The sequence below is a fragment of the Synechococcus sp. PH41509 genome (genome assembly GCF_020514285.1).
In the GTDB taxonomy this organism is placed as follows: Bacteria; Cyanobacteriota; Cyanobacteriia; order PCC-6307; family Cyanobiaceae; genus Parasynechococcus.
Window position 1 is genome coordinate 25,133 of record NZ_VTLD01000020.1, and the last position, 25,152, is coordinate 50,284.

At 57.8% G+C, this 25,152-nt stretch carries 25 protein-coding genes; 6 read left to right on the plus strand and 19 right to left on the minus strand.

The annotated features are described in order from the left end of the window. Window positions 1–82 precede the first annotated feature (82 nt). Window positions 83–949, plus strand: coding sequence for a DMT family transporter (locus FZZ88_RS06605; protein WP_166018333.1), 867 nt, complete (start codon window positions 83–85; stop codon window positions 947–949). On the opposite strand, the gene cobW is transcribed toward FZZ88_RS06605, so the two are convergent. Together cobW and FZZ88_RS06615 are read right to left on the minus strand one after the other, a co-directional pair. Continuing rightward, a complete protein-coding gene (gene cobW, locus FZZ88_RS06610; protein WP_166018331.1) occupies window positions 886–2,016 on the minus strand; it encodes a cobalamin biosynthesis protein CobW in 1,131 nt (376 codons plus the stop codon). The two genes, FZZ88_RS06605 and cobW, sit on opposite strands and share 64 nt — an antisense overlap. Window positions 2,017–2,021: 5 nt before the next feature. Further along, window positions 2,022–2,531 carry a pentapeptide repeat-containing protein gene (locus FZZ88_RS06615; protein WP_166018329.1) on the minus strand — a complete coding sequence of 170 codons (510 nt, stop codon included), beginning with the start codon at window positions 2,529–2,531 and terminating at the stop codon, window positions 2,022–2,024. Window positions 2,532–2,586: 55 nt separating this feature from the next. On the opposite strand from FZZ88_RS06615, the gene FZZ88_RS06620 reads away from it, so the two are divergent. From FZZ88_RS06620 to ilvD, 3 genes are read left to right on the plus strand one after another with little or no spacing between them, the layout of a single operon-like run. After that, window positions 2,587–3,192, plus strand: coding sequence for a uracil phosphoribosyltransferase (locus FZZ88_RS06620; RefSeq protein WP_166018327.1), 606 nt, complete (start codon window positions 2,587–2,589; stop codon window positions 3,190–3,192). Between the two features lie 36 nt (window positions 3,193–3,228). Beyond that, on the plus strand, window positions 3,229–3,507 hold the full coding sequence (locus FZZ88_RS06625; RefSeq protein ID WP_166018325.1) for a hypothetical protein: 279 nt from the start codon (window positions 3,229–3,231) through the stop codon (window positions 3,505–3,507). Between the two features lie 44 nt (window positions 3,508–3,551). Beyond that, the gene (gene ilvD, locus FZZ88_RS06630; protein WP_166018323.1) at window positions 3,552–5,225 is read left to right on the plus strand and encodes a dihydroxy-acid dehydratase; all 1,674 of its coding nucleotides are present in this window, start codon (window positions 3,552–3,554) and stop codon (window positions 5,223–5,225) included. 1 nt (window position 5,226) lies between these two features. On the opposite strand, the gene FZZ88_RS06635 is transcribed toward ilvD, so the two are convergent. The 7 genes from FZZ88_RS06635 to glpX form a co-directional block, all read right to left on the minus strand. Further along, window positions 5,227–5,595, minus strand: a complete 369-nt coding sequence (locus tag FZZ88_RS06635; RefSeq protein WP_115093806.1) for a hypothetical protein — start codon at window positions 5,593–5,595, stop codon at window positions 5,227–5,229. Window positions 5,596–5,599: 4 nt separating this feature from the next. Continuing rightward, entirely contained in the window at window positions 5,600–6,160 is a 561-nt protein-coding gene (locus tag FZZ88_RS06640; RefSeq protein WP_166018321.1) for a CIA30 family protein, read from the minus strand. Beyond that, window positions 6,141–6,854, minus strand: a complete 714-nt coding sequence (pgl, locus tag FZZ88_RS06645; RefSeq protein WP_166018319.1) for a 6-phosphogluconolactonase — start codon at window positions 6,852–6,854, stop codon at window positions 6,141–6,143. Before pgl ends, FZZ88_RS06640 begins: the two co-directional genes overlap by 20 nt. Before the next feature lie 11 nt (window positions 6,855–6,865). After that, window positions 6,866–8,284 carry an NADP-dependent phosphogluconate dehydrogenase gene (gndA, locus tag FZZ88_RS06650; protein WP_166018317.1) on the minus strand — a complete coding sequence of 473 codons (1,419 nt, stop codon included), beginning with the start codon at window positions 8,282–8,284 and terminating at the stop codon, window positions 6,866–6,868. 138 nt (window positions 8,285–8,422) lie between these two features. Next, window positions 8,423–9,718 carry a glucose-1-phosphate adenylyltransferase gene (locus tag FZZ88_RS06655; RefSeq protein ID WP_166018315.1) on the minus strand — a complete coding sequence of 432 codons (1,296 nt, stop codon included), beginning with the start codon at window positions 9,716–9,718 and terminating at the stop codon, window positions 8,423–8,425. Between the two features lie 121 nt (window positions 9,719–9,839). Further along, on the minus strand, window positions 9,840–11,138 hold the full coding sequence (locus tag FZZ88_RS06660; RefSeq protein ID WP_166018313.1) for a glutamyl-tRNA reductase: 1,299 nt from the start codon (window positions 11,136–11,138) through the stop codon (window positions 9,840–9,842). Window positions 11,139–11,169: 31 nt separating this feature from the next. Next, on the minus strand, window positions 11,170–12,174 hold the full coding sequence (gene glpX / locus FZZ88_RS06665; RefSeq protein WP_115023262.1) for a class II fructose-bisphosphatase: 1,005 nt from the start codon (window positions 12,172–12,174) through the stop codon (window positions 11,170–11,172). A gap of 150 nt (window positions 12,175–12,324) precedes the next feature. On the opposite strand from glpX, the gene rpe reads away from it, so the two are divergent. Next, entirely contained in the window at window positions 12,325–13,008 is a 684-nt protein-coding gene (gene rpe / locus FZZ88_RS06670) for a ribulose-phosphate 3-epimerase (protein WP_115023263.1), read from the plus strand. A gap of 1,200 nt (window positions 13,009–14,208) precedes the next feature. On the opposite strand, the gene FZZ88_RS06675 is transcribed toward rpe, so the two are convergent. After that, the gene (locus FZZ88_RS06675; RefSeq protein WP_166018312.1) at window positions 14,209–14,412 is read right to left on the minus strand and encodes a septal ring lytic transglycosylase RlpA family protein; all 204 of its coding nucleotides are present in this window, start codon (window positions 14,410–14,412) and stop codon (window positions 14,209–14,211) included. A 473-nt stretch (window positions 14,413–14,885) separates the two neighbouring features. Between FZZ88_RS06675 and FZZ88_RS12150 the strand changes: the two genes are divergently transcribed. Next, complete coding sequence (locus tag FZZ88_RS12150) at window positions 14,886–15,011, plus strand: hypothetical protein (RefSeq protein WP_255606444.1); 126 nt, start codon at window positions 14,886–14,888, stop codon at window positions 15,009–15,011. 314 nt (window positions 15,012–15,325) lie between these two features. Here the strand turns inward: FZZ88_RS12150 and FZZ88_RS06680 are convergent, their stop codons facing one another. The 9 genes from FZZ88_RS06680 to FZZ88_RS06720 all read right to left on the minus strand — a co-directional run bounded on the left by FZZ88_RS06680 (window position 15,326) and on the right by FZZ88_RS06720 (window position 25,150). Beyond that, window positions 15,326–15,571 carry a hypothetical protein gene (locus tag FZZ88_RS06680; RefSeq protein ID WP_166018310.1) on the minus strand — a complete coding sequence of 82 codons (246 nt, stop codon included), beginning with the start codon at window positions 15,569–15,571 and terminating at the stop codon, window positions 15,326–15,328. Window positions 15,572–16,261: 690 nt separating this feature from the next. After that, a complete protein-coding gene (ccsB, locus tag FZZ88_RS06685) occupies window positions 16,262–17,113 on the minus strand; it encodes a c-type cytochrome biogenesis protein CcsB (protein WP_226423751.1) in 852 nt (283 codons plus the stop codon). A 106-nt stretch (window positions 17,114–17,219) separates the two neighbouring features. Beyond that, window positions 17,220–18,350, minus strand: coding sequence for an LptF/LptG family permease (locus tag FZZ88_RS06690; RefSeq protein ID WP_166018403.1), 1,131 nt, complete (start codon window positions 18,348–18,350; stop codon window positions 17,220–17,222). 29 nt (window positions 18,351–18,379) lie between these two features. Then, window positions 18,380–19,108, minus strand: coding sequence for an LPS export ABC transporter ATP-binding protein (gene lptB, locus FZZ88_RS06695; RefSeq protein WP_166018401.1), 729 nt, complete (start codon window positions 19,106–19,108; stop codon window positions 18,380–18,382). After that, window positions 19,105–19,542: an LptA/OstA family protein gene (locus tag FZZ88_RS06700; protein ID WP_115024184.1), complete on the minus strand. Its 438-nt coding sequence runs from the start codon at window positions 19,540–19,542 to the stop codon at window positions 19,105–19,107. Before FZZ88_RS06700 ends, lptB begins: the two co-directional genes overlap by 4 nt. 51 nt (window positions 19,543–19,593) lie before the next feature. Further along, window positions 19,594–19,950 carry a DUF309 domain-containing protein gene (locus FZZ88_RS06705; RefSeq protein WP_166018308.1) on the minus strand — a complete coding sequence of 119 codons (357 nt, stop codon included), beginning with the start codon at window positions 19,948–19,950 and terminating at the stop codon, window positions 19,594–19,596. Then, window positions 19,950–21,758 (minus strand): translational GTPase TypA, encoded by a 1,809-nt coding sequence (gene typA / locus FZZ88_RS06710; protein WP_115023272.1) that lies wholly within the window; start codon window positions 21,756–21,758, stop codon window positions 19,950–19,952. The genes FZZ88_RS06705 and typA overlap by 1 nt, the downstream gene beginning before the upstream one ends. Window positions 21,759–21,815: 57 nt before the next feature. After that, complete coding sequence (locus FZZ88_RS06715) at window positions 21,816–24,347, minus strand: U32 family peptidase (RefSeq protein WP_166018281.1); 2,532 nt, start codon at window positions 24,345–24,347, stop codon at window positions 21,816–21,818. Further along, a complete protein-coding gene (locus FZZ88_RS06720; protein WP_226423746.1) occupies window positions 24,344–25,150 on the minus strand; it encodes a D-alanyl-D-alanine carboxypeptidase family protein in 807 nt (268 codons plus the stop codon). The genes FZZ88_RS06715 and FZZ88_RS06720 overlap by 4 nt, the downstream gene beginning before the upstream one ends. Window positions 25,151–25,152: the final 2 nt, after the last annotated feature.

A 25,152-nucleotide genomic window follows, 5' to 3' on the forward strand; every position in this document is an offset into this window, starting at 1 on the left:
TCGCCCCTCAAGAACTCACGTTCCTAAATGTGCACAGAGTTCTGAACGACACAGCAGACTTCACGACGATCACCATCACGAGATGACGGGAGTGCTGGCGGCCCTCGGAGCAGCCATGGCCTGGACCGGAGCCAGTGCTCTTTGGCGTTCGCTATCGGGTCGGGTGACGGCGATCCGGCTCAATGCTTTGAAAAACGGCCTGGCCAGCCTGGTGTTTCTGCCGGTACTGCTCATGCTTCCGCGGGGTACCGAGGCAGAAGCGGTGTTGCTGCTGCTGATCAGCGGCTTGATCGGAATTGCAGCAGGAGACAGCTTTTACCTCGGTGCTTTACGACGACTCGGCACCCGTCGAACCCTCACCGTCGAGGCAAGCGGTCCGGTGCTGGCAAGCATCGCTGGAGTGCTTGTGATGGGGGACAGCTTGAGTTCGAGGAACTGGCTTGGCGCCATCCTGGTGTCGGGAGCGGTTGTGCTGATCGCTTTACAGGGCAAGGAAGCAAGCCATCGACAAGAGGGTGAAATCGGCACCGAACTGAGCAGCGGTCTGATGTTCGCCCTCGTCGCTGTGATCTGTGGTCTGAGCGGAGCCTTTCTTGCCCGTTATGTCTTGATCAGCTCAGAACTGACGCCACTGCAGACAGCAGCAATTCGGTTGCTGGGGGGATGGCTTGGTCTGATCCCCGTGATGAAGGGGGCCTGGAGAAGATCAGCAATGACACGGCAGGAGCAGTGGAAGCTTGTGGTCGCCACGCTGATCGGCACCAACGGGGGCATCCTGTTGCAACAGGTCGTGTTGCAAACCATGCCCGTTGGACCAGGCGTCACGCTGATGGCTACGGCTCCGGTGATGGCTCTTTTTATTGGCCGAATGGAAGGTGATCCGATTCAGCTCCCCGGAGCTGCTGCTGCAGTGCTGGCCTTGGCCGGTGTGGCCTGCACAAGCCTCTGAAGAGCGGTTTCCACGACCGAAGCTGCAGTGTTGTTCAACGCCAGCACCACGAGATCAGCACCGCAGCCAACCTCAGGACGCCAGGCATGGCTGGGGGCAGCTTCAAACCAGCTGTTCAGCCGTGGCCCCACCATCTGAACTTGAAGCGGAAGCGCTTTGCCCTGCAACCAGACGCGCCCTTTTAGACGAAGCACCTGCTGATCACGAACGAGGTTGGGCAGCAGCTGCTCGAAAGCCTGCCGATCCAGGGCGCCTTCCACGCGAACGTTGCTACCGACCATCTCGACGTGGGTGTGGTCGTGATGATCGTGGTCGTGATCGTGATCGTGATCGTGATGGTGATCGTCGTGGTGCTCGTGCTCATGGCTCTGATGCGTGGCCTGGTGCTCCAGTCCCAGCACAACAGCCGTCTCCACCTGTCCCTGAGAGACCGGAAGCAGAGCAGTTCCCGGTCGGACTTTGTTCCTAATTCCCTCCTTCACATCAGCCATCGCCGAAGCGTCCAGACGATCGGCACGACTGATCAAGACCAGGTCAGCGGCCTGGAGTTGATCCTCAAACAACTCGTCGATGGCTGTGAGGTGATCGAGGCTGGGATCCTCGGCGCGCTGACGCTCAAGCGCATCGGCGTCAGCCACAGGGCTGCCCTGGGCAAGGGCCTCGCCATCCACCAGCGTCACCACACCATTCACATGAACACGGCTGCGAATGGCGGGCCAGTCCAAGGCCTGAAGCAAGGGACGTGGCAAGGCCAAGCCGCTGGTTTCAACAACAATCCCATCCAGCTGATCCGCCCGTTCAAGCAACGTCTCCATCGTCGGGAGGAAATCGTCCTGAACCGTGCAGCAGAGGCAGCCGTTGTTCAGCTCCACCAGGCGGCCGGCCACATCCTCCTCAGGGCAAAAGCCACAACTGCGGATCAGATCACCATCAAGGCCCACACTGCCAAATTCATTCACCATCACTGCCAAACGCTGGCCGCCGCGCGTGAGCAGATGGCGCAGCACTGTGGTCTTACCGGCCCCAAGGAAACCAGTGATCACGGTCACCGGCAGACGTTTTGGCATGGGAATTAAGGGCGACAGCCCAGGCTCTCACGGGTTGACACCCCGCTGATCGGGTTGGAGCCATCAGCCCTTGCACATAGGGCCCGCTGCTGAGGCAGATCGATCACGGCGTTGGTGAAATCAGCACCATCAATCTGCGCGTCGGTAAAACGGCTCTGCATCATCATCGCGTTGGTGAAATTGGCACCACGCAGATCGGCGCCTTCGAAGTGACTGGCAAAGCCGACGACATCGGAGAGGTTGGCGTCACGCAGATCGGCGCCCTGAAGTTGAGAGGTGTTGATCACAGCTCCCCGCAAATCTGTGCCGCTCAGATTCACCTCCCGCAGATCGGCCTTGAGAAACTCTTTCTCCTTGAGATCGAGGCCGTGCATGTCGGAGCTGATCTCCTGAACTGCAAACTGTCCGCGGAGTTCCGGAGCCGTGATGGCCTTGGCCGACTCAGGCCAGAAGATGGTGCTGAGACCCAGCAGGATCACCGCCAGCAGCGAGGCCGTACGTCGAAGGGCGCCCATGAGACCGGTAATTTGAGCAATCACGTTATGGCAAACACCAGCGGAGCGAGTCGTTATGGCCATGAGCCTGCGGGTGGTGGTTCCACCCCATCCCCTAATCGGTCATTGGCTGACAATGCTGCGGCACCGGGAAACCCCTCCAGCCCTGTATGCCACTGCACTGCAGGAATTGGGCCGTTGGCTCACCTACGAAGCCCTGCGGGACTGGTTACCCCATCGTCGCGACACGGTGCCCGGGATGGACGGAGACACCGAAGGCACCATCGTTGAGTCTTCTGTGCCACTGATCGCCATCCCAGTTCTTCCTGGTGGCCTCGAGCTGTGGCAAGGAGGACGATCCGTACTACCTGATGCATCCCTTTGTTTAGGGACATGCCCGCAGGAGATTGAGGCGAACGCTGGGGTGATTCTGTTTATTGATCAGATCCGCGATGGCCAAGCCACACTCAAGCTCCTGCAGGAGCTGCAAAACAAGGGTGTTGATGGGCGACGTCTGCGTTTAATCACCTCGCTGTGTGCCAGTCCGGGGCTGAAGCTATTGGGAGAAACCGTTCCCGACCTGACGCTGCACACTGCTTGCATCGACGAAGGTCTGGGTGAACAAGGCGAGATTCGTCCGGGAATCGGTGACCCTGTGCGACGGCTCAACCTCAGACATTGAGAGCGTGACTAACCTTCAGTCAGGTTGATTGCACCCATGGCCCAGCAGCACGACACGGGCTCAGGCACCCTGGCAACGCTGGTCACCGGAGCAGTGCTCGGGGCCGCGGGTCTGGCCTGGTGGCTCTTGAATGAAGCCGACAGGCGTAGGCGCTATGGAGGGCAGAAGTCGATGTTGCATGCGCCGCGAATGCAAGACGGCTCTGAAGTGCTGGACAGCTCACCCAACGGTCACCTCGAGGAACGGGTGGAAAAACTGAACGCTGAGATCGCCCGCGTTCGCGCCCAACTTGAAGGTCTCGGTAGCGAAGGATGAGCGCTCGGTAGGTTGGCTTGATCGCCACTGGTCCGCTCCGTTCCATGCTTCGCTCTGACGCCGTCACCAAGGGGATTCAGCGGTCTCCCAACCGAGCCATGCTGCGGGCCGTCGGTTTTGGAGACAGTGATTTTGGCAAGCCCATCCTGGGTATTGCCAACGGCTACAGCACCATCACTCCATGCAATGTGGGGCTGAATGACCTGTCAAAAAGGGCTGAGGAAGCAGCCCGTCAGGCCGGAGGCATGCCTCAGATGTTTGGAACCATCACGGTGAGTGATGGCATTTCCATGGGCACCGAAGGGATGAAGTACTCCCTGGTGAGTCGGGAGGTGATCGCCGATGCGATCGAAACTGCCTGCAACGGCCAGAGCATGGACGGCGTGCTGGCTGTTGGCGGCTGCGACAAGAACATGCCCGGCGCGATGCTGGCCATGGCACGGATGAATATTCCGTCGGTCTTCGTCTACGGCGGCACGATCAAGCCGGGCAAGCTTGGCGGCTGTGATCTCACGGTGGTGAGCGCTTTTGAAGCCGTCGGCCAGCTGACCAGCGGCAAAATCGATGAAGCGCAGCTCACCGCGGTTGAGAAAAATGCCTGCCCGGGTGCTGGCAGTTGCGGCGGCATGTTCACCGCCAACACGATGAGTGCCGCCATCGAAACAATGGGGCTCAGCCTCCCCTACAGCTCGACGATGGCAGCGGAGGACGAGGAAAAAGCCGACAGTGCAGCACGCTCCGCTGAGGTGCTTGTCGAGGCGGTGAAAGCCAATATCCGCCCCCTCGATCTGCTCACCAAAGAAGCGTTTGAAAACGCCATCAGCGTGATCATGGCGGTAGGTGGCTCCACCAATGCGGTGCTCCACCTGCTAGCCATTGCCCGAACTGCCGGCGTCGACCTGAGCATCGACGACTTCGAGCGAATCCGTCAGAGGGTGCCGGTGATCTGCGATCTCAAGCCCAGCGGTCGCTACGTAACCGTTGATCTGCACAATGCCGGCGGTATCCCCCAGGTGATGAAGCTTTTGCTCGATGCCGGATTACTCCACGGGGACTGCCGCACGGTGGAAGGAAAAAGCCTGAAGGAGCTTCTGGCGGACGTTCCTGGAGAACCACCCACCGGGCAAGACGTGATCCGTCCACTAAGCGACCCCATGTACGTCAAGGGACATCTGGCGATCCTTAAGGGCAACCTGGCGATAGAAGGCAGTGTGGCCAAGATCAGCGGTGTAAAAACGCCTGTGCTCACTGGGCCGGCCAGGGTTTTCGAAAGTGAGGAAGACTGCTTGGCTGCCATCCTCGACAAGCAGATCAAAGCCGGTGACGTGGTCGTCGTCCGCTACGAGGGCCCCGTCGGTGGACCTGGCATGCGTGAAATGCTGGCTCCCACCTCAGCGATCGTGGGACAAGGCCTTGGGGACAAGGTCGCTCTGATCACCGATGGGCGCTTCAGCGGTGGCACCTACGGCCTCGTTGTGGGCCATGTCGCTCCGGAAGCCGCCGTCGGAGGAACAATCGGTCTGGTTCAGGAAGGCGACAGCATCACCGTCGATGCCGACCAACTGCTGCTTCAACTGAACGTGGATGAGGCCGAACTGGAGCGTCGTCGTGCGGGTTGGACCAAACCGCAACCGCGCTATCGGAACGGAATTCTCGGCAAATACGCACGGCTCGTCTCCAGCTCGAGTCGAGGCGCAACAACCGATCACGACGACTGACTCAAACGGCCGGTTGCACCAGAGCCCTTAAGCGTCGACCCAGCGCCTCCAAAGGAGTGGCATCCTGCGGCGCCGAGCAACGTTGGCCCGAGGCCCCATCCATCCAAACCGGATGTCGCCCGTGCCAGAGCATTGGGCGTTCGGGTTGATCCCACCAGCTGAGCATCAGATTGATTTCATCACCACTCCGATAAATCTCCAGCTCAAGATCCCGATCGGGATGGCGCTGGCCATCGCCATCCCGGCTTTCAATCCGCACATGAAGGTCGTCGAGTTGTTCGGGAGCAGAAGGGTCAATCAAGACCACTGCATGGCTCCATGGCTTGAGACAAACGTCGGCCGCCTTGGCGATCAACACCAGAAGGTCCATCGGTTCAGGGCAAGGCGCGGATGGATCGAATCAGCATTCGTATGGAGCCGGGGCGAAAGCCTGGATTGAGATCGCCCGCATCGCCGAACTTGGAGTGCAGCACCTGAATGCGCGTGATGCCACTGGGATCAAAGCGCAACGGCAAACCAACTGGCTTGGCACGCACCGTGGGCCTGAGCTCAGTAAAAGGCACCACCACGCGGGTCACCCCAACGGGATCAGTTACTGCATCAACCACCCAGCGCAGACCACCAGGAATCAATTCGGTGAGTCCCATGGCCCCATCCCGGCAACCGATGGCAATCTTCAGGGTTCGACCCTCCCCTTCCACATCCAGCTGCAGAGCGGAGAAAGGAGAAAGGTCGAGCGGGGGTTGGATGCGGGGCGAGCGACAGCTGACAAAACCGCCACCGGTTTCGACCAAATCTCCCTCCAGAACGAGTCCTTCTGGGGAAACATGACAACCCGCACGGGATCGGCCGCCCATGATGGTGTCATTGAGACTGGCCCAGTCAGCGAAATCGCTGCCCTGGAAAAGAATCTGTTCAGAGGCCGGCGGCTGCATCCTGATCAGCAAGGATCAGCACATCACTAGCAGGCTGAACCAGCCGTGCGGGAGTGCGATCGGCCGACTCGGAAGAATCCAGCAGTCGCCGCAGGGCTTCTTGCTTGCCGGCCCCACTCACCAGAAAAATCACTTGTCGGGCGGCACTGAGCACAGGAGCCGTCAAGGTGATCCGATCCAACCCCTTGCCACGACCAATGGTTGTCCAGCGATCCACAACCCCTGGAGCATCCGTACCGGGAAAAAGGGAGGCGGTGTGACCGTCGTCGCCCAGCCCAAGCAGCATCACATCGAACACGGGAGGAACACCCGAACAAAGCCGGGAAACCTGTTCAGCAAAGGCGTGAGCGCTGGCCTCCGGGCTCTCAAGTTCCACCGTGGGCACAGGGTGGAAGGAGGCAGAAGCTCCAGGCCCAGGGGCGAGCAGGGTGCGCCGCAACATGCCAGCGTTGCTGGATTCATCCTCAGCAGCGACCCAACGCTCGTCACCCAGCACCACATCCACCCGATCCCAGGGCAGCCTCTCCTGACCAAGCAGTGAATAGGAATTGGCAGGGGTGCTGCCACCAGAGAGTGCGATCTGGCATCGATCTCTTTGATCCAGGGCAAGATCGATCTGGGCAGCGATTGTTTCGGCAGCCCGGCGGGCAAGGTCCTGGGAATCCCTCGCCCGCTCGACGCGGTAGTTCGTCATGGCTGAACCGCTCAGCTGAGCCATTCGGTGTGGAACGTTCCCTCCTTATCGACCCGTTGATAGGTGTGGGACCCGAAACAGTCGCGCATCGCCTGAACCAGGTTCTGGGGAAGGCGACCTGAGCGGTAGCTGTTGATGTAGTCGAGGGTGCTGCTGAAGCAGGGAACAGGAATGCCAGCTTCTGCAGCACCGGCAACCACCTTGGCCAGGCCGGGGAGACGGCGGTTGATCTGCTCGGCGAACCAAGGATCCACCATCAGGTTGGGCAGTTGGGGATCAGCGTCAAAGGCATCCTGTATCCGCTTGAGCAGGCGCGAGCGAATGATGCAGCCGCCTTTCCAGATCTGAGCGATGGAAGGCATGTGGAGCTCATAGTCGAGATCCTGGGACGCAATGCGGAGCAGTTCCATGCCCTGGGCATAACTGGCGATGCAGCTCAGCACCGTGGCATCCATCAAAGGAGCCATGGCATCGTCAGACGTACCCAGATCAAAGTCCTTGATTGCGGGACCCTTGAGGATGGATTCAGCAGCCATCCGTTGGGGCCTCATGGAGCTCATCACACGCGCATTGAGCGATGCATAGATGGTGGGCACCGAGGCACCCATCTGCAGTGCCGTCACCACAGTCCAGAGGCCCGTACCCTTCTGGCCAGCCTGATCCGTGATCTTCTCGACCAGATCGGTTCCATCTTCAGGATCCTTGGTGCGCAGACACACCTCCGTGATCTCCACCAGGTAGGACGACAACTCCTCAGTGGCATTCCATTGAGCGAGAACGTCAGCCATCTGCACACCGGTCATTCCCTTGACCCGCTTCATCAGGTCGTAGCCCTCGGCCAGGATCTGCTCGATGCCGTACTCGATGCCGTTGTGGACCGTCTTGACCAGATGACCTGATCCACCAGGACCGATGTAGGTGACACAGGGTCCATCCTCGACCTGTGCCGCCATCTTGTTCACGAGGCTCTCGATGGCCTCATAGGAGGCTTTCGTCCCCCCGGGCATCATGCTTGGCCCCTCCAAGGCGCCTTTTGCACCACCGGAGACACCCATGCCAATGAAGCCAAAACTCTTGCTTTCGAGCTGCTTCACCCGGCGTTCGGTGTCGTGATAGTCGGAGTTGCCACCATCAATCAGCAGATCTCCTTCTTCCAGATAGGGAGAAAGCTGATCAACGACAGCATCAACTGCGGGGCCCGCCTTCACCATCATCAGAATCCGGCGGGGGCGTTCAAGTTTGCCGACGAAGTCTTCTAGATCAGTGGCTCCCTGGATGTTCTTCTCCCTGCCGCGACCATTCAGGAAGTCTTCAGTCTTCGCATAGGTGCGGTTGTAAACAACGCTGGAGAAGCCATTGCGCTCCGCATTGAGGACGAGGTTTTCCCCCATCACGCCGAGACCGATGAGGCCGAAGTGAGACTTGGACATGGTCTGGAGGACCACTTACAACTGAACTCAGTGTGTTGAGGCCGGACCGCTTCGACCGCAAATCACACAAGTTATGTCAGGAATGGGCCATCAGATTTCGGGGCAGATGGCCTTCCTGACAAGGGTTCAAATCAACGATCAGATCACCGTGCCATCGGGAATGGTGGCGTTTTTCTGAACAACCACAATGCCGTTGCGGATGTAGAAACCCTGATCCGAGCGATCAGCTTCTTCGACGTTGTCCTTGTTGATGATCGAGACACCAGAACCAATGCGGGTGTTCTTGTCGAGGATGGCTCGTTTCACAGTGGTGCCCTTACCGACACCAAGGGGGATGCCACCGCGTTCCTTGAGAACTGCACGCTCATCGCTCGATTCGAAGAAATCAGAGCCCATCACCAGCGTGTCCTGAAGAACGACGTCACTTTCGATCCGGCTGCGTACGCCAAGAACACAGTGGTGGATGCTGCAGGACTTCAAAATCGAGCCTTCTCCAACGATCGAATTGATGATCTGAGCGTCAACAAGTTTGCTGGGAGGCAAATACCGGGGACGGGTGTAAATAGGGAATTTTTCGTCGTAGAAGCTGAAAGGGGGTGTGGGCTGTTGGGTCAACGCAAGGTTGGCTTCGTAGAAAGCACCGATCGTCCCAATGTCTTCCCAGTAGTCGTCGAACACATAGCTCTGAAGGTTGTCGCCCCTTGCAAGGGCCTCGGGAATGATCTCTTTGCCGAAATCCTTGTGGCCGGGATGCTTATCAAGCAGATCAAACAGGGTCTCACGGCTAAAGACATAGATGCCCATCGAGGCCAGGTAGGGCCTCTCCTTGGCAGAATCTGCACTCAAGCCAAAGCGAGAGGTGTCAACAGCCATCTCCAGCAGAGAATCACCCTTGGGCTTTTCGCGGAACTCCTTGATCGTGCCGTTTTCATCAGTACGCATGAGGCCGAAGGCCTCAGCCTGTTTGGGATCAACAGGGAGGGCGGCAACGGTGAGATCAGCACCAGTGCGGCGGTGATGCTCGATGAAAAGGCTGTAATCCATCCGGTACAGCTGGTCACCGGAAAGGATCAAATACTCATCAACATCCCACTCCTGAAAAAGCCATTGGTATTTTCGAACTGCATCTGCAGTGCCCTCAAACCATGTAGGGCTATCGGGGGTCTGCTGGGCGGCGAGAACCTCAACGAATCCTCCACCGAATGAATTACTGAGGTTGTACGTCTGGCTCAGATGGCGGTTGAGCGAGGCGCTATTGAACTGCGTCATCACGTACATCTTGTTGATGTCGGAATTGATGCAGTTGCTGATAGGGATATCAATCAGACGATATTTACCAGCCAGAGGGACAGCCGGCTTGGCACGCATTTTGGTGAGTGGATACAGGCGCGTACCAGCACCTCCGCCCAGAATGATGGCCAAAACCCGCTTCATGCCGTTATCCCAAATCGGCGTTGCCGCAAGAACTTACCGGAGTTTTTGGCTTAAGAACCGTCTTCGGGAAGAATCAGTCGAGATTACTGGGATTCAGTTCGCGACTGAACGGCTCGACTGGTCAAGAGGCCTCCAAATTGAACAGTCTTTCCACGATCCGAAGTGCCTGTTGACGATCCTGCCGTGACTGCGGAGCCCGCAGCTGAGTGACTGGGGTATGGAGGATCTTATTGATGATCCCCTTGCTCAAGGCCTCAACAACCTTGCGCTCTCGGGCTGAAAAATCAGGCCCCATCCTGCTAAGGGCCTTCTGCAGTTCCTCCGAACGGATCGATTCCATGGAGGAACGCAGCTGGTTGATCGTCGGCACTGCCTCAAGGCTGTCCCACCATTCCAGGAACTGCTGCGCTTCCTGCTGAAGCAACTGCTCAGCCTCTCGAGCGATGGCTTGGCGAGCTTCCTGATTGCGGGCGACGACCTCCTGAAGATCATCCACATCGTGGGATTCAACGCCGTCAACATCGGCAGCATCGGCAGCGATGTTTCGGGGCACCCCGATATCGATCAGGCGAAGCTTGCTGCGACGGTTCAGTGGAGCCAGCCGGGACGCATCAATGATCGGGTCATCCGCAGCGGTACTGGTAAACACCAGGGAACAGGTGCTCAGATACTGATCCAGATCTGAGAGCGGCCTGCACTGAACCGGAAGATCAGGGAAATCGGCAGACAGCTGTTCGGCACGGGCAACAGTGCGGTTCAGCAGCACCACCCCTGAAGCACCTTTGGCCTGCAAGTGCTGAAGCAGCAGACGGCTCATGCGCCCTGCACCAACTACAGCGATCTGCTCACTTTCCAGGGTGACCAGTTGATCAAGACCACGGGACTGCCCAAGCTTCAGCTGGGCAAGCTCAACTGCCGCTGAACTGATAGAAACGGCTCCCGTTCCAAGGTTGGTCTCACTGCGGACCCGTTTGCCTGTTGTGACAGCCTGGGTCAGCAAGCGATTCAGAATCGGGCCCAGGGATTTGTGCTCCTGCCCGAGCCGCATCATCTTCTTGACTTGGGAGAGGATCTGTCCTTCCCCCAGCACAAGACTGTCGAGACCTGCTGCCACGCGCATCAGGTGGTCGACAGCGTCTTCGTGGTGAAAGCTGAACAGGTGAGGGGTCAGTTCACCTGTCTCAAGGCCGGAATGACTGCTGAGGAAGTCGCTGACAGCAGACACGCCGAGGTCGGGGTTCCGAACCAGGGTGTAAATCTCAAGACGGTTGCAGGTGCTGAGGATCGAAGCCTCGAGCACCTGCTCATTACCGCGGAGCGATTGGAGCGACGTCTCCATGGTCTGCTCAGGGATGCTGAGCCGTTCCCGGATTTCCACCGGTGCCGTGCGATGACTGAGGCCGACGACGGCAATATGCATGGAGACGTTCCTCTCAACCAGTTAGTGACGATCAGCTCAGAGCAATGCTCTGGGCACCGTCTTTGATGTGCACGGTGTTGGTGAAGCGGCAGGTGTTGTCCAGGTTGCTAATCACCAAGCTGCTGGTGCGGGTGCAGTCCGTTTCGAACTTAACTCCATTGAAGAGCAGACCATCAGTGATGCCGCTTCCTGCGAAACAAACATGCTCACCGCAGGCCAGTTCCTCAGCTTCGTAGACCTTGTCGGGATCAGTGATGCCCATTTCAGTCAGACGCGCCAGGTTGCCCTCTTTTGTCATGTCAGCCCATTCGGAAGTTTGAGCCACAGCCGGGTCGTAAACCAGCTGGCCCTGGAAATGGCCACCGAGAGCGCGCATGGCAGCGGCAGAGATCACACCCTCCGGTGCTGCACCAATGCCCATCAGGCAGTGGGTACCAGTGCCGGCAAAGCCACAGGCGATCGCAGCCTGAACGTCACCATCAGAGATGGGTTGGATGCGTGCACCGGTGGCGCGGATCTCAGCGATCAGATCCTTGTGACGGGCACGATCCATCACAACGATGGTCAGTTCGTCAGGGGCAAGACCCAGGCATTCGCTGAGGATCTTGATGTTTTCAGTGGCCGACTTGCGGATATCCACCTTGCCCTTGGCTGCCGGGGGAGCAGCCAGCTTCTTCATATAGAAGTCGGGAGCATTGAACAGACCGCCACGGTCGGATGCCGCAAGAACGGCCATTGAGCCACGCTGGTTGTAGGCACAAAGATTGGTGCCTTCGCAAGGGTCAACGGCGAAATCGACGCCAGGACCATTGCCAGTACCAACCTCTTCTCCGATGTAAAGCATGGGAGCTTCGTCGCGTTCTCCCTCACCGATGACGATGCGGCCTTGCATTTGAATTTGATTCATGCGCTTACGCATGGCATCAACAGCCAATGCATCCGCTTCATCCTTCAGACCTTTGCCGGAGAGCGTGGCGGAAGCGATGGCGGCTTGCTCGACGATCTCGAGAATTTCCTGAATGAGGGTCTGATCCACGGGACTCCGGATGGGGTGGTACGGGTTGGCGAGATCTCCTGGACGGGCAGTTTGCCGCCGCCGCAGTGGATCTCGACGTCTGAGCGCGGCTCACTGTATCAGTGGTTGCAGGAGTCCCTAAAATCACTCGGCATTTCGCGCTCCACATCCATGAGCACCAAGCCCCTGGTGATCTCACCGTCGATCCTGTCGGCTGACTTCGCACGCCTCGGCGAAGAAGTGAAAGCCGTGGACGAAGCAGGTGCGGATTGGATCCATGTGGATGTGATGGACGGGCGCTTTGTCCCAAACATCACCATTGGCCCCCTGATCGTCGAAGCGCTTCGTCCCGTGACCCAGAAGCCGCTGGATGTTCACCTGATGATTGTTGAGCCAGAGAAGTACGTCCCCGACTTCGCCAAGGCCGGTGCAGACATCATTTCGGTGCAGGTTGAAGCATGTCCGCACCTGCATCGCAACCTCGCTCAGATCAAAGACCTGGGCAAAAAAGCAGGCGCGGTGCTCAATCCCTCGACTTCCCTCGACACCCTCGAGTACTGCCTTGAGCTTTGCGATCTGGTGTTGATCATGAGTGTCAACCCCGGTTTCGGCGGCCAAAGCTTCATCGAAAGCCAGGTACAGAAAATTCGCGACCTGCGCCGCATGTGCGATGAAAAAGGTCTTGATCCCTGGATCGAAGTGGATGGCGGCATCAAGGGTGCCAATGCCTGGAAAGTCATTGAAGCTGGCGCCAACGCAATTGTTTCCGGCTCAGGGGTGTTCAACCAACCTGATTACGCTGAAGCCATCAAAGGCATCCGGAACAGCAGCAGCAAAGAAGCTGTTCTCGCCTGATCCTCAGATCGTTCGCGTCAATAGCACCAAGCCCGGCATCCATTGCCGGGCTTTTTTGTGGCTGATAGACACCATGAGCTCAAGCGAGGGCTCAGCTGGGATGGTGGCTTGACGCCATAGAGAACAAGGCCCAGTGGTGGCTTGAGGCCCCAAAAAGATTCAAGGATCGAGGGATCCACAGTTTCATCATCTCCAAAGATTTGGAGCCACAGTGCCGCAAAAGAGACTCCGATAATTGTTTTATGAACGTTGAAGTCAAGCTGGTTGCAGCATTCCTAGCCCTCAATGCTGGTGTGATTGCACTAGCTGTTGCTGGATATGCCAAGGGAGGTATGAACATCAGTGTCGTGCTTCAACACTTGAGCTCATAAGCCAAATGAAAAAAGGCAGTGGCCCACCACTGCCTTCTCGTTGTTAACACCGGTCCGAAAACAATGTCCAGCTCTCCGGCGTCTCCACTGGAGTTGAAATACTGATGATTCAACCAATCGCCTAAACGATGCTGAAACTGTCGAAGTCGGAGGCATCCAATGCGTGACGACGGTCCAACTCAGCAGAATCTAGAAGCTGCCTGACTGGCCTAACAAGCCGCACAGCCAGACGCTTCGTTGAGCTTCGAAGAACGCCAACATGGTTCAGGCCATCCCTGCTGGCAGTGGTAGCATTCCTTTCTGAACATCTGACTTATAAATAGCTTGCTCAAATCAATGGCAAGTGGCAGCACTTTCAACAAAGCGTTTGCCTTGCATCTAAGGATCGCTTGAAAGCAAGAACAAGACACCACAAGGGAGTGGATGCCGGATCACCCGAACATCTCAGGGACGGCAATCACCACAATCAGTGATCTTGAACACAAAACAGAAATCGATATCATGGGAGCATGAAGTAACGCGATGACCCACAGATCACGGCGCGAGATTCACACATAACCAAGGAGGATACAATGAGCAGGCGAGGAATCCATCCACTTCTAAGGGGTCTTGATCGGCCTCAACGGATCGCACCCTCCAGACATCCCGTCCAGCTATCTGGCTTGGAGTCGGCACAGCGGAAACGTTATCTCCGATCAGAAGCAGAGGAAGCAGAGAAAGCCATCACAACTCTCAGACATCGCTCATCTAATTGAGGTGAAATCGCTCTAACGAAGCGCCACCAAAAGCAGGAGACATCTCATCTCTCCAAGGTTCATGTCTTGATGGATTAGACCAGCAATTTACGGCTGACGACGGCTGCTTCACCGCTTTCATCAAGTTCCAATGCATCAGCAGCTCCATGGCCAAGGTTGATAACCGTGCCCTTCTTAAAGGGTTGACGGTCATTGATCACGACAATCACACTTTTATCGGTGTCTTCTCGCGTCACTTTGACCTTTGTTCCCAAAGGCAACTGGAAGTGGGCAGACAAGAAGGGTGTGGGGGAGAGTCCACGTGGGCCTCGATCCCCCTCAGAGGTGGGGAGAGTCCGTTAGGCCTCGATCCCCTTGTGGCGGCCGCGTTCGCTGCCAGACCCACAAATCCACCATGGTGAACATCGGCAGGAGCTAGCCCACACCACAGGTTTTCTTCAGACTGACGACACGCAAGGTTGATCACACCTGTCGCAGAAAGCACTGCACCGTTATGGAGAGTTGATGCATGCCATCCATCTCACCCCTAGAAAAAATATCGCTAGCAATCGCGTCTTTTTGACGCAGGCTTGCTTAAAAGAGATCTTGGCCGTTTTGGAGAAGCCATTAATATCTCCCTTGAGAGCAATTAAGTAACTCAAAGTTGGTATCAAGCGGATAACTCCATGCACCGCAGTGGGTTTACAAAACTCATCAGAGAAATACACCATCCGCAACGCTGGGCCTTCCAATTGTCTTTAGGTTTCTTCTGTTGGCATTCGCCGGAGCAACCGTCGTCTCTGTGGCTAACTCCAAAAAAGACTTCGCCCTTCTCGCAGGCACGTTCCTCGTTGGACTTGGTGCCCTAGAAGCAGTGATGCATGTCTATGGCGGCTGACTGAGGGATAAAAGGAGCCGGGGTCCGCCCGCATCGGGAATGGATTGCCCACTCTCAACTCGACAACAGACATTGACTATTCCGTTACGGAACAGGATTTTTTTAGAGAAGAGAGGAATTAAGCCCAGTTAGCACTGAGCCCAAATCACATCCTCGTTAAACATCGCTCTGGATGGGATCCGAATTGAATAAGCACCCGTTAATCACCATGATGAGCGCGATTAGCTGTGTGCATCATGACGGTCAAAACAGCTCATCGACATCAAAATCCAACGCGACATCTGGCATTACTGGGGGCGGGATCTGAGGTGTGTTCAGGCCAGTTCAGATAGATCACCTGCCATGACGCGGTTCAGGATGACCTGCTTGATCATGGCGCGGTCTCGTTCCACGTAGATCCTCGCCATGTGATCTGGATTCGACTTGGAGCGCAGGTTGTCCAGAGATTTCTCAATCTTGCCAAGAACCTCTTCAACGTGAGCGCCAGGGTTGTCTCCAAAGCTGTCGTAGTTGGCCAAGACCTTGTCGAGTTTTTTGATCAAGCGCGTGGCGGCAGTCATTGATGGCAAAAAAATTCTCGATAATTTTGGTCGTAGAAATCTCTGTTCAACAACTTCGTCAGGCCCTCCACATCTTCCATAAAGCAGTGGTGTGTCATTGATTACACCCTCCTCCTCGGATCCCCCATCAGATTCCTTCTTTCCATGGGGGCTATCCCTCTAGCTCTCGCACCGGGAGCAGAACCACAGGAGAAATGGGAGAAGAAGGGGGTTCAACAAACTGATCACACGGGGGAACGAAAGACACCAAGAGGCTTGTCCTCATCAGGAAGGCGAAAGCCCATGGAAGTCATATCGCACTGGGAACACTTCACCCCATTACCAGCACAATCAACAACGCTGTCAAAACAGAGCAAGCCGGGTCACCCTCATCAAAGAATCACTTGATCATTGAACGCGGAACTGACAGGACTTTTTTTAAGAAGATAACGACCACTACAGCAAAGCAACGAGGATAATATTCGACCCGGAAAACGCCTGCAAATCATCAATATCCAAGAAGAACATTACTCACGCCGATCACGCATCGCCAAAAGTTCACGGCAAGGCGAATCGTATTTAGACACTACTTGACCACGAAAACACATGAATGAGCCAGAACATTCGGAGCCAATATTTTAAGTCGAGTATTCCGTAGATTGAAATCTCTTCAGGAAGAACACTCCGTATCAAACGCCATCATTGGCAAGACTACGCGCCAAAAAACCAGCCATAACTGTGCAAACCGATGCCTAGAAGATTGACGCCGATGTAGCAAACAGCAATCACCACCAGTCCCACTACAGCCACAAAAGCAGGACGCCGGCCCTGCCAGCCGCGGCTCAGACGCGTGTGCAGATAAGCCGCATAGACCAACCAGCAGATCAAGGCCCAGGTCTCCTTCGGATCCCAGCTCCAGTAACTTCCCCAGGCTTCGTTCGCCCAAACCGCGCCACTGACAATGCCCACGGTGAGCATCAGAAAGCCAACCGTGATGGTGCGGTAGCTGAGACTGTCGAGTTGCTCATTGGTGCTCAGCTGAACAGATTGCAGCTGAACAGAGCCACCATTCCCTATCGAGGCCGCCTGCCGAAAGCCACCACTGCCGATTGAACTGCTGCGCAGCTCCAGAGCCTGGTCGCGATCCGTGATCAGCACCGCAAGGGACAGAAGCGATCCCACCAGCAAGGCGGCGTAACTCACCATGATCACGCTCACATGCATCACCAGCCAGCTCGAGCGCAGGGCAGGCACCAGAGGAGCCGCTGACTGCAATTGATCTGGTAAAGCAAAGCTGGCAAAGGCAATGCAGCCGAGCCCCATCGGTGTGGCCGCTGCCGCAACGATCGGGGAAGGCCAGGCACGCTCCACCAGCAGCTGGGTGAGTGTGCAAGCCCAGGCCAAAAAGCAGAGTGATTCGTAGAGGTTGCTGATGGGAAAGTGCCCGGATTGCCACCAGCGCAGAATCAACTGGGCCGTGAACAGAAGGTTGGCCATCGCAACCAGCAGGCGCACCAGACCTCCACGGGACTGGCTCGACACCGCCCAGAAAGCCAAAGGCATGGCCACCAGCAGCAATACAAAGCCGGCAAAACCAAGGCTGGTCACCAGCTCAAAAGGCGTGTTCAGCGCACCATTTCACGAAGAAATGCCATTCTGACTCGGCAGATCAACGACTGGCCTGTTTCAGCATCAGACCACCCGCACCCAGAAACAAAACCACAGGAAGCCATGCCGCCAGGAGGGGGGGAAGGGTGCCCTTCACTCCAAGCGAACTGAAGCTGAAGCCGATCACGTAATAAACGGCGATGATCCCAAGCGTGAGCACGAACGAAAAGCTGCGGCTGCTGCGGTAACTGGGCTGAGCACCGAGGGTGGCTCCAAACAGGCCGAACACCAGACAAGCCATTGGAACCGTGAACTTCTCCTGGATCCGAACACGGATCTTGCGAGCTTCTTTGATGCTTCCGGCCTCCTCATAGACCCTCTGAGCCTGCAAGGCTTCGCCCACGGTCATGTTGACGGCATCTTGCTCAATCCCAGCCAGACGTACGGGTCCGGAGCCAAGGGGATAGACATAACGATCAAAATCGGCCTTGGTCGAACTGCCATTGGCCGCCAAGGTCAGAATCTGCCCATCGAGGAAATCCCAGCTGGCCTGATCCTCATTCCAGATAGCTCTGTCCGCACGCAACATCTGCGTGAAACCAGATCGAGAGAAATCCAGAACCGTCACATCCACCATTTCGCCGTCCTGAAACTTGCGGGAATAGAACAGTTGGTTCAGGCCCTTGCCGTCTTCCTCACCCTGGGAATCGATGCGGCTGCCGAAACGTGGATAAATGATGTCGCGACCTGTCTCACTAGCGAGTGAGCGCCCCAAGGCTCGCTTCAAGGTGACCTCTGCATAGCGTTGGCTTCGGGGAACCACCACGTCGTTGAGGACGAAGGTGAACAGGGTCATCACCATCGAAAGAACGAGGGCCGCACTGATCATCCGCACCGTGGTGACACCGAGGCTGCGCAGGGCGGTGAGTTCACTGTTCGCCGAAAGGCGGGTGAATACAAACAGCGATGCCATCAGGGTTCCGATCGGAACGGAGAAGGCCAGCCAACGCGGGATGCTGAACAGCAGAACCTGCACCGCGATCGTGATCGGCAGGTTCTTGTCGACCATCTGCCGCACCAGCTCAAACATCACCCCGCCGGTAAGCAGCAGAAGGGTGAACAGCGCGATAAAGAACAGCAGAGGACCCAGGAGTTCCTGGAGCAACCAGCGGTCAAGAAGAGCCAGCCGCATCCAGGTGGCCCGTTTAAAACGTTCCAAAATCACAGCTGGAATCCCTCCCCGAGGTAGTAACGCCGCACCTGGGGATCGGCTGCGACCTCATCGGAGCGTCCTGCAGCCAACACCGCTCCATCGTTAAGGATGTAGGCACGATCGGTGGTGGCCAGCGTTTCGCGCACGTTGTGATCGGTGATCAGGATGCCCATGCCCCTTGACCGCAATCCCTCAATCAGCAGTTGAAGGTCGGCGACAGCCAGGGGATCGACACCAGCGAAGGGTTCATCCAGGAGGAGATAAAGCGGTCCATTGACACCGGAGGCCAGCGCTCGGGCAACCTCACAGCGACGACGTTCCCCACCGGAGAGTTGGAAGCCACGGCGGTTCATGAACGCCGTGAGATGGAAGTCTTCAATCAGCTGCTGGCGCCGCTCCCGCCGTCGTTCAGGGCTGAGATCGGTCTGATCAAGGGCAATATCCAGATTTTCGCGCACGGTGAGATTGCGAAAGACACTGGCTTCCTGGGGCAGATAGCCCACACCGAGACGGGCCCGTTGCGGCATGGGAAGGTCTGTGACACGCCGACCATCAATAACCACCTCACCCTGATCAGGGCAGAGCAGACCAATCACCAGGTTGAAGGTGGTGGTTTTGCCGGCTCCGTTGGGGCCGAGCAACCCGACCACCTCGCCAGGAGACAGAGCCAGATCCAGATCCTTCACCAGCTGACGCCCCCCCAATGTGATGGAGACGTTTGACAGTTCCAGGGTCATGGCGCCACCGGTGTGGTCGCGGGGGCGCCGTCCAGCACAGGCTGGCTGGGCTGAAGTGTCCATTGACTGAACACCTGCTGGCCAGGAAGGGGATTGGCAATCGCCCTTCCTTCCTCCAACAGGTAGGTGAACCGATCGGCACGGAGAAGATTGCCGTCGGTCTGGATCACGTCGACATCACCACTCAGCACAATCCGATCTTCTTCAGTGAAGTACTGCGCCTGACGGCTTGTGGCCACCAGGCCCCGGTCGGCATGAACCAAGCGAACGTTGCCACTGGCAGTGATCACACCCGTGCTGTTGTCTGCCGATTGCAGGTCGGATTCGATCGTGATCACACCGGCTTCAGCAGCTTGCTGGGACTGCGCAGGGAACAGAGGGCAAAGTGCAGCCAGAAGAGGCAGAAAGAGAAGAAGGCCCCCGGAACGGAGCATCGCCTTGGCTGCCACGCAATCAATCCACAGTTGGTTGAGGTTACCGGCGCTTCAGCTCTGCAACCGCAAAACAGGGACAGTGCATGACTCGGGATCCCCATCCAGCTGAAGTGCTTCAAGACGTTGCTGCGCCGCACCGCACAACGCCTCCAGATCAAGACCCAGATCCGGTGTACCTGGACGTTTCAGCCGTCCAAGCGCTTCGCCGTACAGGATCGTTGCACCTCGCCGATTGCCCCGTTGCAGATGCAACTGCGCGACAGCAACCTGCAGGATTCCCTGCAGGCTGCGCCGCTCTGGATCAGCCGTTTCATGCCACAGCTCCTCAAACACATCGTGGGCGGCGTACCACTCACCTGCGTTGAAGAGCTCCAGGGCCTGTTGAAAGCGGGGATCCGCTTGGGGCATCAGCGCTTGGCCTTCGCAGGCTTCTTGCCAGGAAGCTTGCGCAGACGAATCGACTCCGGCGTCACTTCGAGCATCTCATCAGGTCCGATGTATTCCAGGGCCCGTTCCAGGGTCATCTGAACCGGCGCTTGCAGCGTGTCCAGTTCCTCCGCACCGGCGGAGCGCATGTTGGTGAGCTGCTTGGTCTTGCAGACGTTGATCTCAAGATCCTGGGGTCGGTTGTATTCACCGATGATCATTCCTTTGTAGACCTTGGTTCCCGGGCTGATGAAGAACTGGCCACGATCCTCGGCATTCTTCAGCGCATAGAAGGTTGCCGTTCCTTCTTCGAAGGCGATCAAAACACCGTTCCGACGGGTGTCGAAGTCACCCATCATCGGGCGGTATTCATAGAAGGAATGGCTCATGATTCCTTCGCCGCGGGTGGCCCGGATGAATTCACCCCGGAAACCAATCAGACCGCGGGATGGAACGATGAATTCCAGCTGGGTGCGGCCGTCAGCACTTGTTTCCATGTTCTGCATTTCGCCCTTGCGGGTGCCCAGTTTTTCGATGCAGCTTCCAACCGCTGGTTCAGGAACATCCATCACCAGGGTTTCAACGGGCTCGCATGGGGTGCCATCGATGGTGCGGTAGATCACCTGAGGCTGAGACACCTGGAACTCATAGCCCTCACGACGCATGGTCTCGATCAGGATACCGAGGTGGAGCTCGCCGCGACCACTCACGGAGAAACGGTCCGGTGAATCGGTGTCTTCGACACGCAGGGCCACATTGGTGAGCAACTCACGCTGCAAGCGGTCACGCACCTGACGACTGGTGACGAACTTGCCTTCCTTACCTGCAAACGGGGAATCGTTGACGACGAAGGTCATCTGCAAGGTGGGCTCATCCACCTTGATCAGCGGCAGAGCCGTGGGTTCATCCGGGCAGGCGATCGTTTCGCCGATATTGACGTCGTCAAAACCAGCCACGGCCACCAGGTCTCCGGCGAACGCCTCTTCGATCTCGATGCGTTGAAGGCCTTCGAAGCCCAGCAGCTTGCTGATGCGACCCTTCTTAACGGAGCCGTCGTCCTTAATCAGAGCAGCATTCTGGCCCTGTTTAATTTTTCCGTTGTGAACGCGACCAATGATGATCCGGCCGAGGAAGTCGGAATAATCAAGGGTGGTGATTTGAAGCTGGAGGGGCTTCTCGGGGTCACCAACCGGCGGCGGAACGTGGCGAAGGATGGCATCGAACAGCGGACGCATGTTGTCGCTGTCGGTCTTCATATCGGGCTTGGCGAAGCCTCCGAGACCACTGCCGAACAGATAGGGGAAATCACACTGATCGTCGTCGGCCCCCAGTTCGATGAATAGATCGAGAACCTTGTCGACGGCAGTCTCGGGATCAACACGGGCACGGTCGATCTTGTTGACGAACACGATCGGACGGAGCCCTTGCTCAAGGGCCTTCTTCAGCACGAAGCGGGTCTGGGGCATCGGCCCTTCATTGGCGTCCACGATCAGCAGACAGCCGTCAACCATGCCCAGCACGCGCTCCACTTCGCCACCGAAGTCGGCGTGCCCCGGGGTGTCAACGATGTTGATCCGCGTGTCGTTGTAAGTGACCGCAGTGTTCTTCGACAGGATAGTGATGCCCCGCTCACGCTCCAGATCGTTGGAGTCCAATACACAGGTGGGCACCGCTTCGTTGTCGCGGAAAATCCCTGACTGCGCCAACAGCGAGTCGACCAGAGTCGTCTTGCCGTGGTCAACGTGGGCGATGATCGCGATGTTGCGGATCGCCTTGTTGTTGGCGCTCATGCGGGCTGACCGTAAGAATTTGTGAAGAACGCCAAAGGCGCAGTGCGACAGGTTATCTCAACGTGAGAATCGACTGGTGCGCTCAGGACCCCTGATCCGCAGACTGCCGCGGGTGACCCCGAGCTGGTGGTGGATCCGCTCCTGAGACCACACGTCCTGGGTGGCCATTCGACCCGCCATAGCCTCGGCATAGAGGCTGATCCGACGGCGTGTGGCGGCAGCATCCTCATCGAGGAGTTCAAGCCGAATCCTGCGCACGCCTGCCCGCAGCAGCGACGGAAGCGCTTCCACCCCGGATTGCGCAGTCCCATTGAAGAGCGTGTTGCGACAGCCCAAATCGGCACGCAGGGGATGGTCAACGCCACTGCGATCCCTCAGCGTTACGTGGTGCTTCTCGCAGGGACGACCGCAGTCGGTGTGGTCTTTTCCGTCGGACAAAAAGGCACAGAACAGGCAATGCTCCATGTGGAACAGAGGCATGTGCTGATGCAGGGTGACCTCCAGCAAAGCTGGATCAACAGCAGCCGCCAAATCCAGCAACTGCTGAAGGTTGAGGTCGTAACTCGCGGTAATGCGCTGCAGCTTCCAATGGTCGCGATACCAGTGAAAACTCAGTGGATTGGCAGTGTTGAGGGAAAAGTCGCCGATGCAGGGGGCCAAAGGGGTCAACACCTCCAGCTGATCGGCATTGCGCACGAGAAAACCGTCAGGGCGAGCGCGAATGAGTGGCTCAAGGCTCCAGCGTTCGTCGGGTCGTGTGATCCGTGCCCCGGCCAGCCAGAGTCCATCCGGCCAGCAGCCTCGCCCCATTGCCACCGCTTCCCGTAGCTCGCGGGGCTGCTCAAGGTCCGCAACCACCGACTGGACCGGCAGGCCCTCGTCGGAGAGATTCACCAGTGCCTGCAACTGCTCAAGACTGCGCACCAGAACAACCAGACCCGGCGCCGTCTCGCTCTGCGGGGCGAGAGATTGGGGACACATCCTGGCCAGCAGCTGCTTGGCATCCGCCCGTTCGGAAGCAGCCGGGATAGAAGCTGAGCCTGTTGTATCGTCCAGCGAGGCCTCCAAAAGCTCAAGCAAAGCCCTGCGCATGCGGTTCAGCTCAGCCACAGGCAGGAAAAGATCTCCCTGCAGCTGGATTTCCAGAGACTGAAGCAACCAGCCCGTCCCCCCCAGCCGTCCCAGTTGCTCCTGGAGCCGTTCACGATCGAGGGGGCGCTGGGAGGCTTGCTGCAGCGGCATCATGCTGCTGAGCTTGAGATCCAAGCCCTGCGGGGCCAGCAATTGCAGTTCGAGCGGTGCATCCAGCCGACCGGACACCCGCAGTGCCAGATCCCGGGACCGGGCCTCCACCGTTCGGCGCGCAGCACGCTGCCAACGGGACTGCCAGTCGGGGTCGCTGGTGAGCCACACCGACGCTCCAGGGCTCAAGCCAGAGAGATCCGCACGATCCGGACCCAGCCGCAGCTTCCAGCGTTCGGCGCCCATCCGCTCACACACCATGATCCGGCCACCGATTTCCCGTGGTGGTTGCAAGGGATCAGACGAATGTTGTTCCAACACGATCCCCTGACCAGGATGCAACTGCTCTCGACTGCGCAGGTGCAACCAACCGCCCCGCTCAACCCGAAGCAGCTGCCCCAGCAGGGGACCACGCTTTTTGCTCCAGCGGCCATGCACAAGGCGACGGTGGTTCACCCCCTCCAGCCAACCGGTGGAGAGCCCCCTGGAAAACGCCAGCTCCAGCTGGCGTTGAACCTGCGGAGCCGAGACGGGGATCTGATCCAAGCGTTGCCGATAGGCATCGGTTACGGCAGCCACATAGGCCGCATCCTTTAACCGCCCCTCGATCTTCAGACTGGCCACGCCGATCCGCTGCAACTCCGGCAGGAGCTCCCAGGCAGCAAGATCCTGGGGTGACAGCAGATAGCGCTGATCTTCGAGAGCGCGGGGCTCACCATCCACCACCATTTCGTAGGGAAGACGGCAAGCCTGAGCACATTCGCCTCGGTTAGCACTGCGCTGGCCAAGGGATTCACTCGTCAAACACTGCCCGGAATAGGCGACGCAAAGGGCGCCATGCACGAAAACCTCCAACGGCATCACGAGGTTCCGCTGGGCTAGTTGCGCCTGCAGGCGCTCGAGATCACGAAGGGCAAGTTCACGGGCCAGCACAACCCGCTGACAACCAAGCGCTGCAGCCTGGGCAATCCCCGCTGAGCTCGTAATCGACATTTGGGTGGAGCCATGCACGCAGAGATTCGGCACCAGGCGCTGAGCCAATCGACAGAGCCCAACGTCCTGGACGATCACCGCATCAACAGCCGCCTCGTCGGCAGCAATCAGCAACTGTGCCGCTGCCGCGAGTTCATCACTGAACACCAGCACGTTGAAGGTGAGGAAGCCCTTCACATCGCGCTGATGCAGCCATTGCATCAGCTCAGGGAGGTCATCAAGTCTGAAATTTTCCGCCCGCTGCCGAGCATTGAAGGCATCAACACCGAAGTACACCGCATCAGCGCCGGAGGCGACGGCCGCCTGCATCGCAGCCCAGTCGCCGGCAGGAGACAGCAGCTCAGGGACGGTCAAGGATCGCGCCTAGAGAAGCGACGGGCCGCCTCAAAGAGACGCAATGCATCCGCATTGCCCTCATAGCGCCAATGCCAGGGTTCGTACATCACACCCTGCTGATTTCCCTGAGGGAAGGACAGAACAAAGTGATATCGAGCGGCATGGTCCTGCAGCCAACGAAAAGCGTTGGTGTCTTGAAAGCTCTGGGAGAGGCTGGTTTCAGGAACCCGGCCATCACCAAGATCAACGGCATAACCAGTGCTGTGCTCGGAGTAGCCCGGTGGAGCCGATACCTGGGCACGTTCCTCTGCAGTCTGATTACGTTCCGAGGCCACATCAAAAAAAATAGACTCCTGCAGGGCCAACGAGCGAAACCCGCTGAGCAAGCGGAGATCGACACCGTCGGCCGCAGCGGAACGCATCATCGTGTCGAGGGCATCGGCTGCCTCCAAATTCAGTTCAATCCCCGGTTGAAACACGATGAGTTGATCCGCTTGCGCTTCGCGATAAGGGAAGTGCCCCAACAGGCGTCCATCCGCATCGGGACGTTCACGAAAGCCTGAAATCTCGAGGGTCTGCGTGGGTTGCCGTCGAGACAACAGGGTGGGAGCGACCAGCACCGCTACCAGGGTTCCAGCGCAGACAAGTACAAGTCCGAAAAGCAGACCAGCAGCGCCATTTCCCTTTCGTTGACGCGGCGGTCGTGTCCGACGGGCGACCGGAATATCCTCCCGCTCGGTGCGTCGCGCAGAGGAGGCCCGAACCAAAGCGCTGATGCGTGTTGTTTCGATCGTAAAGGCACTGGCCAGTTCGACCCACAAAG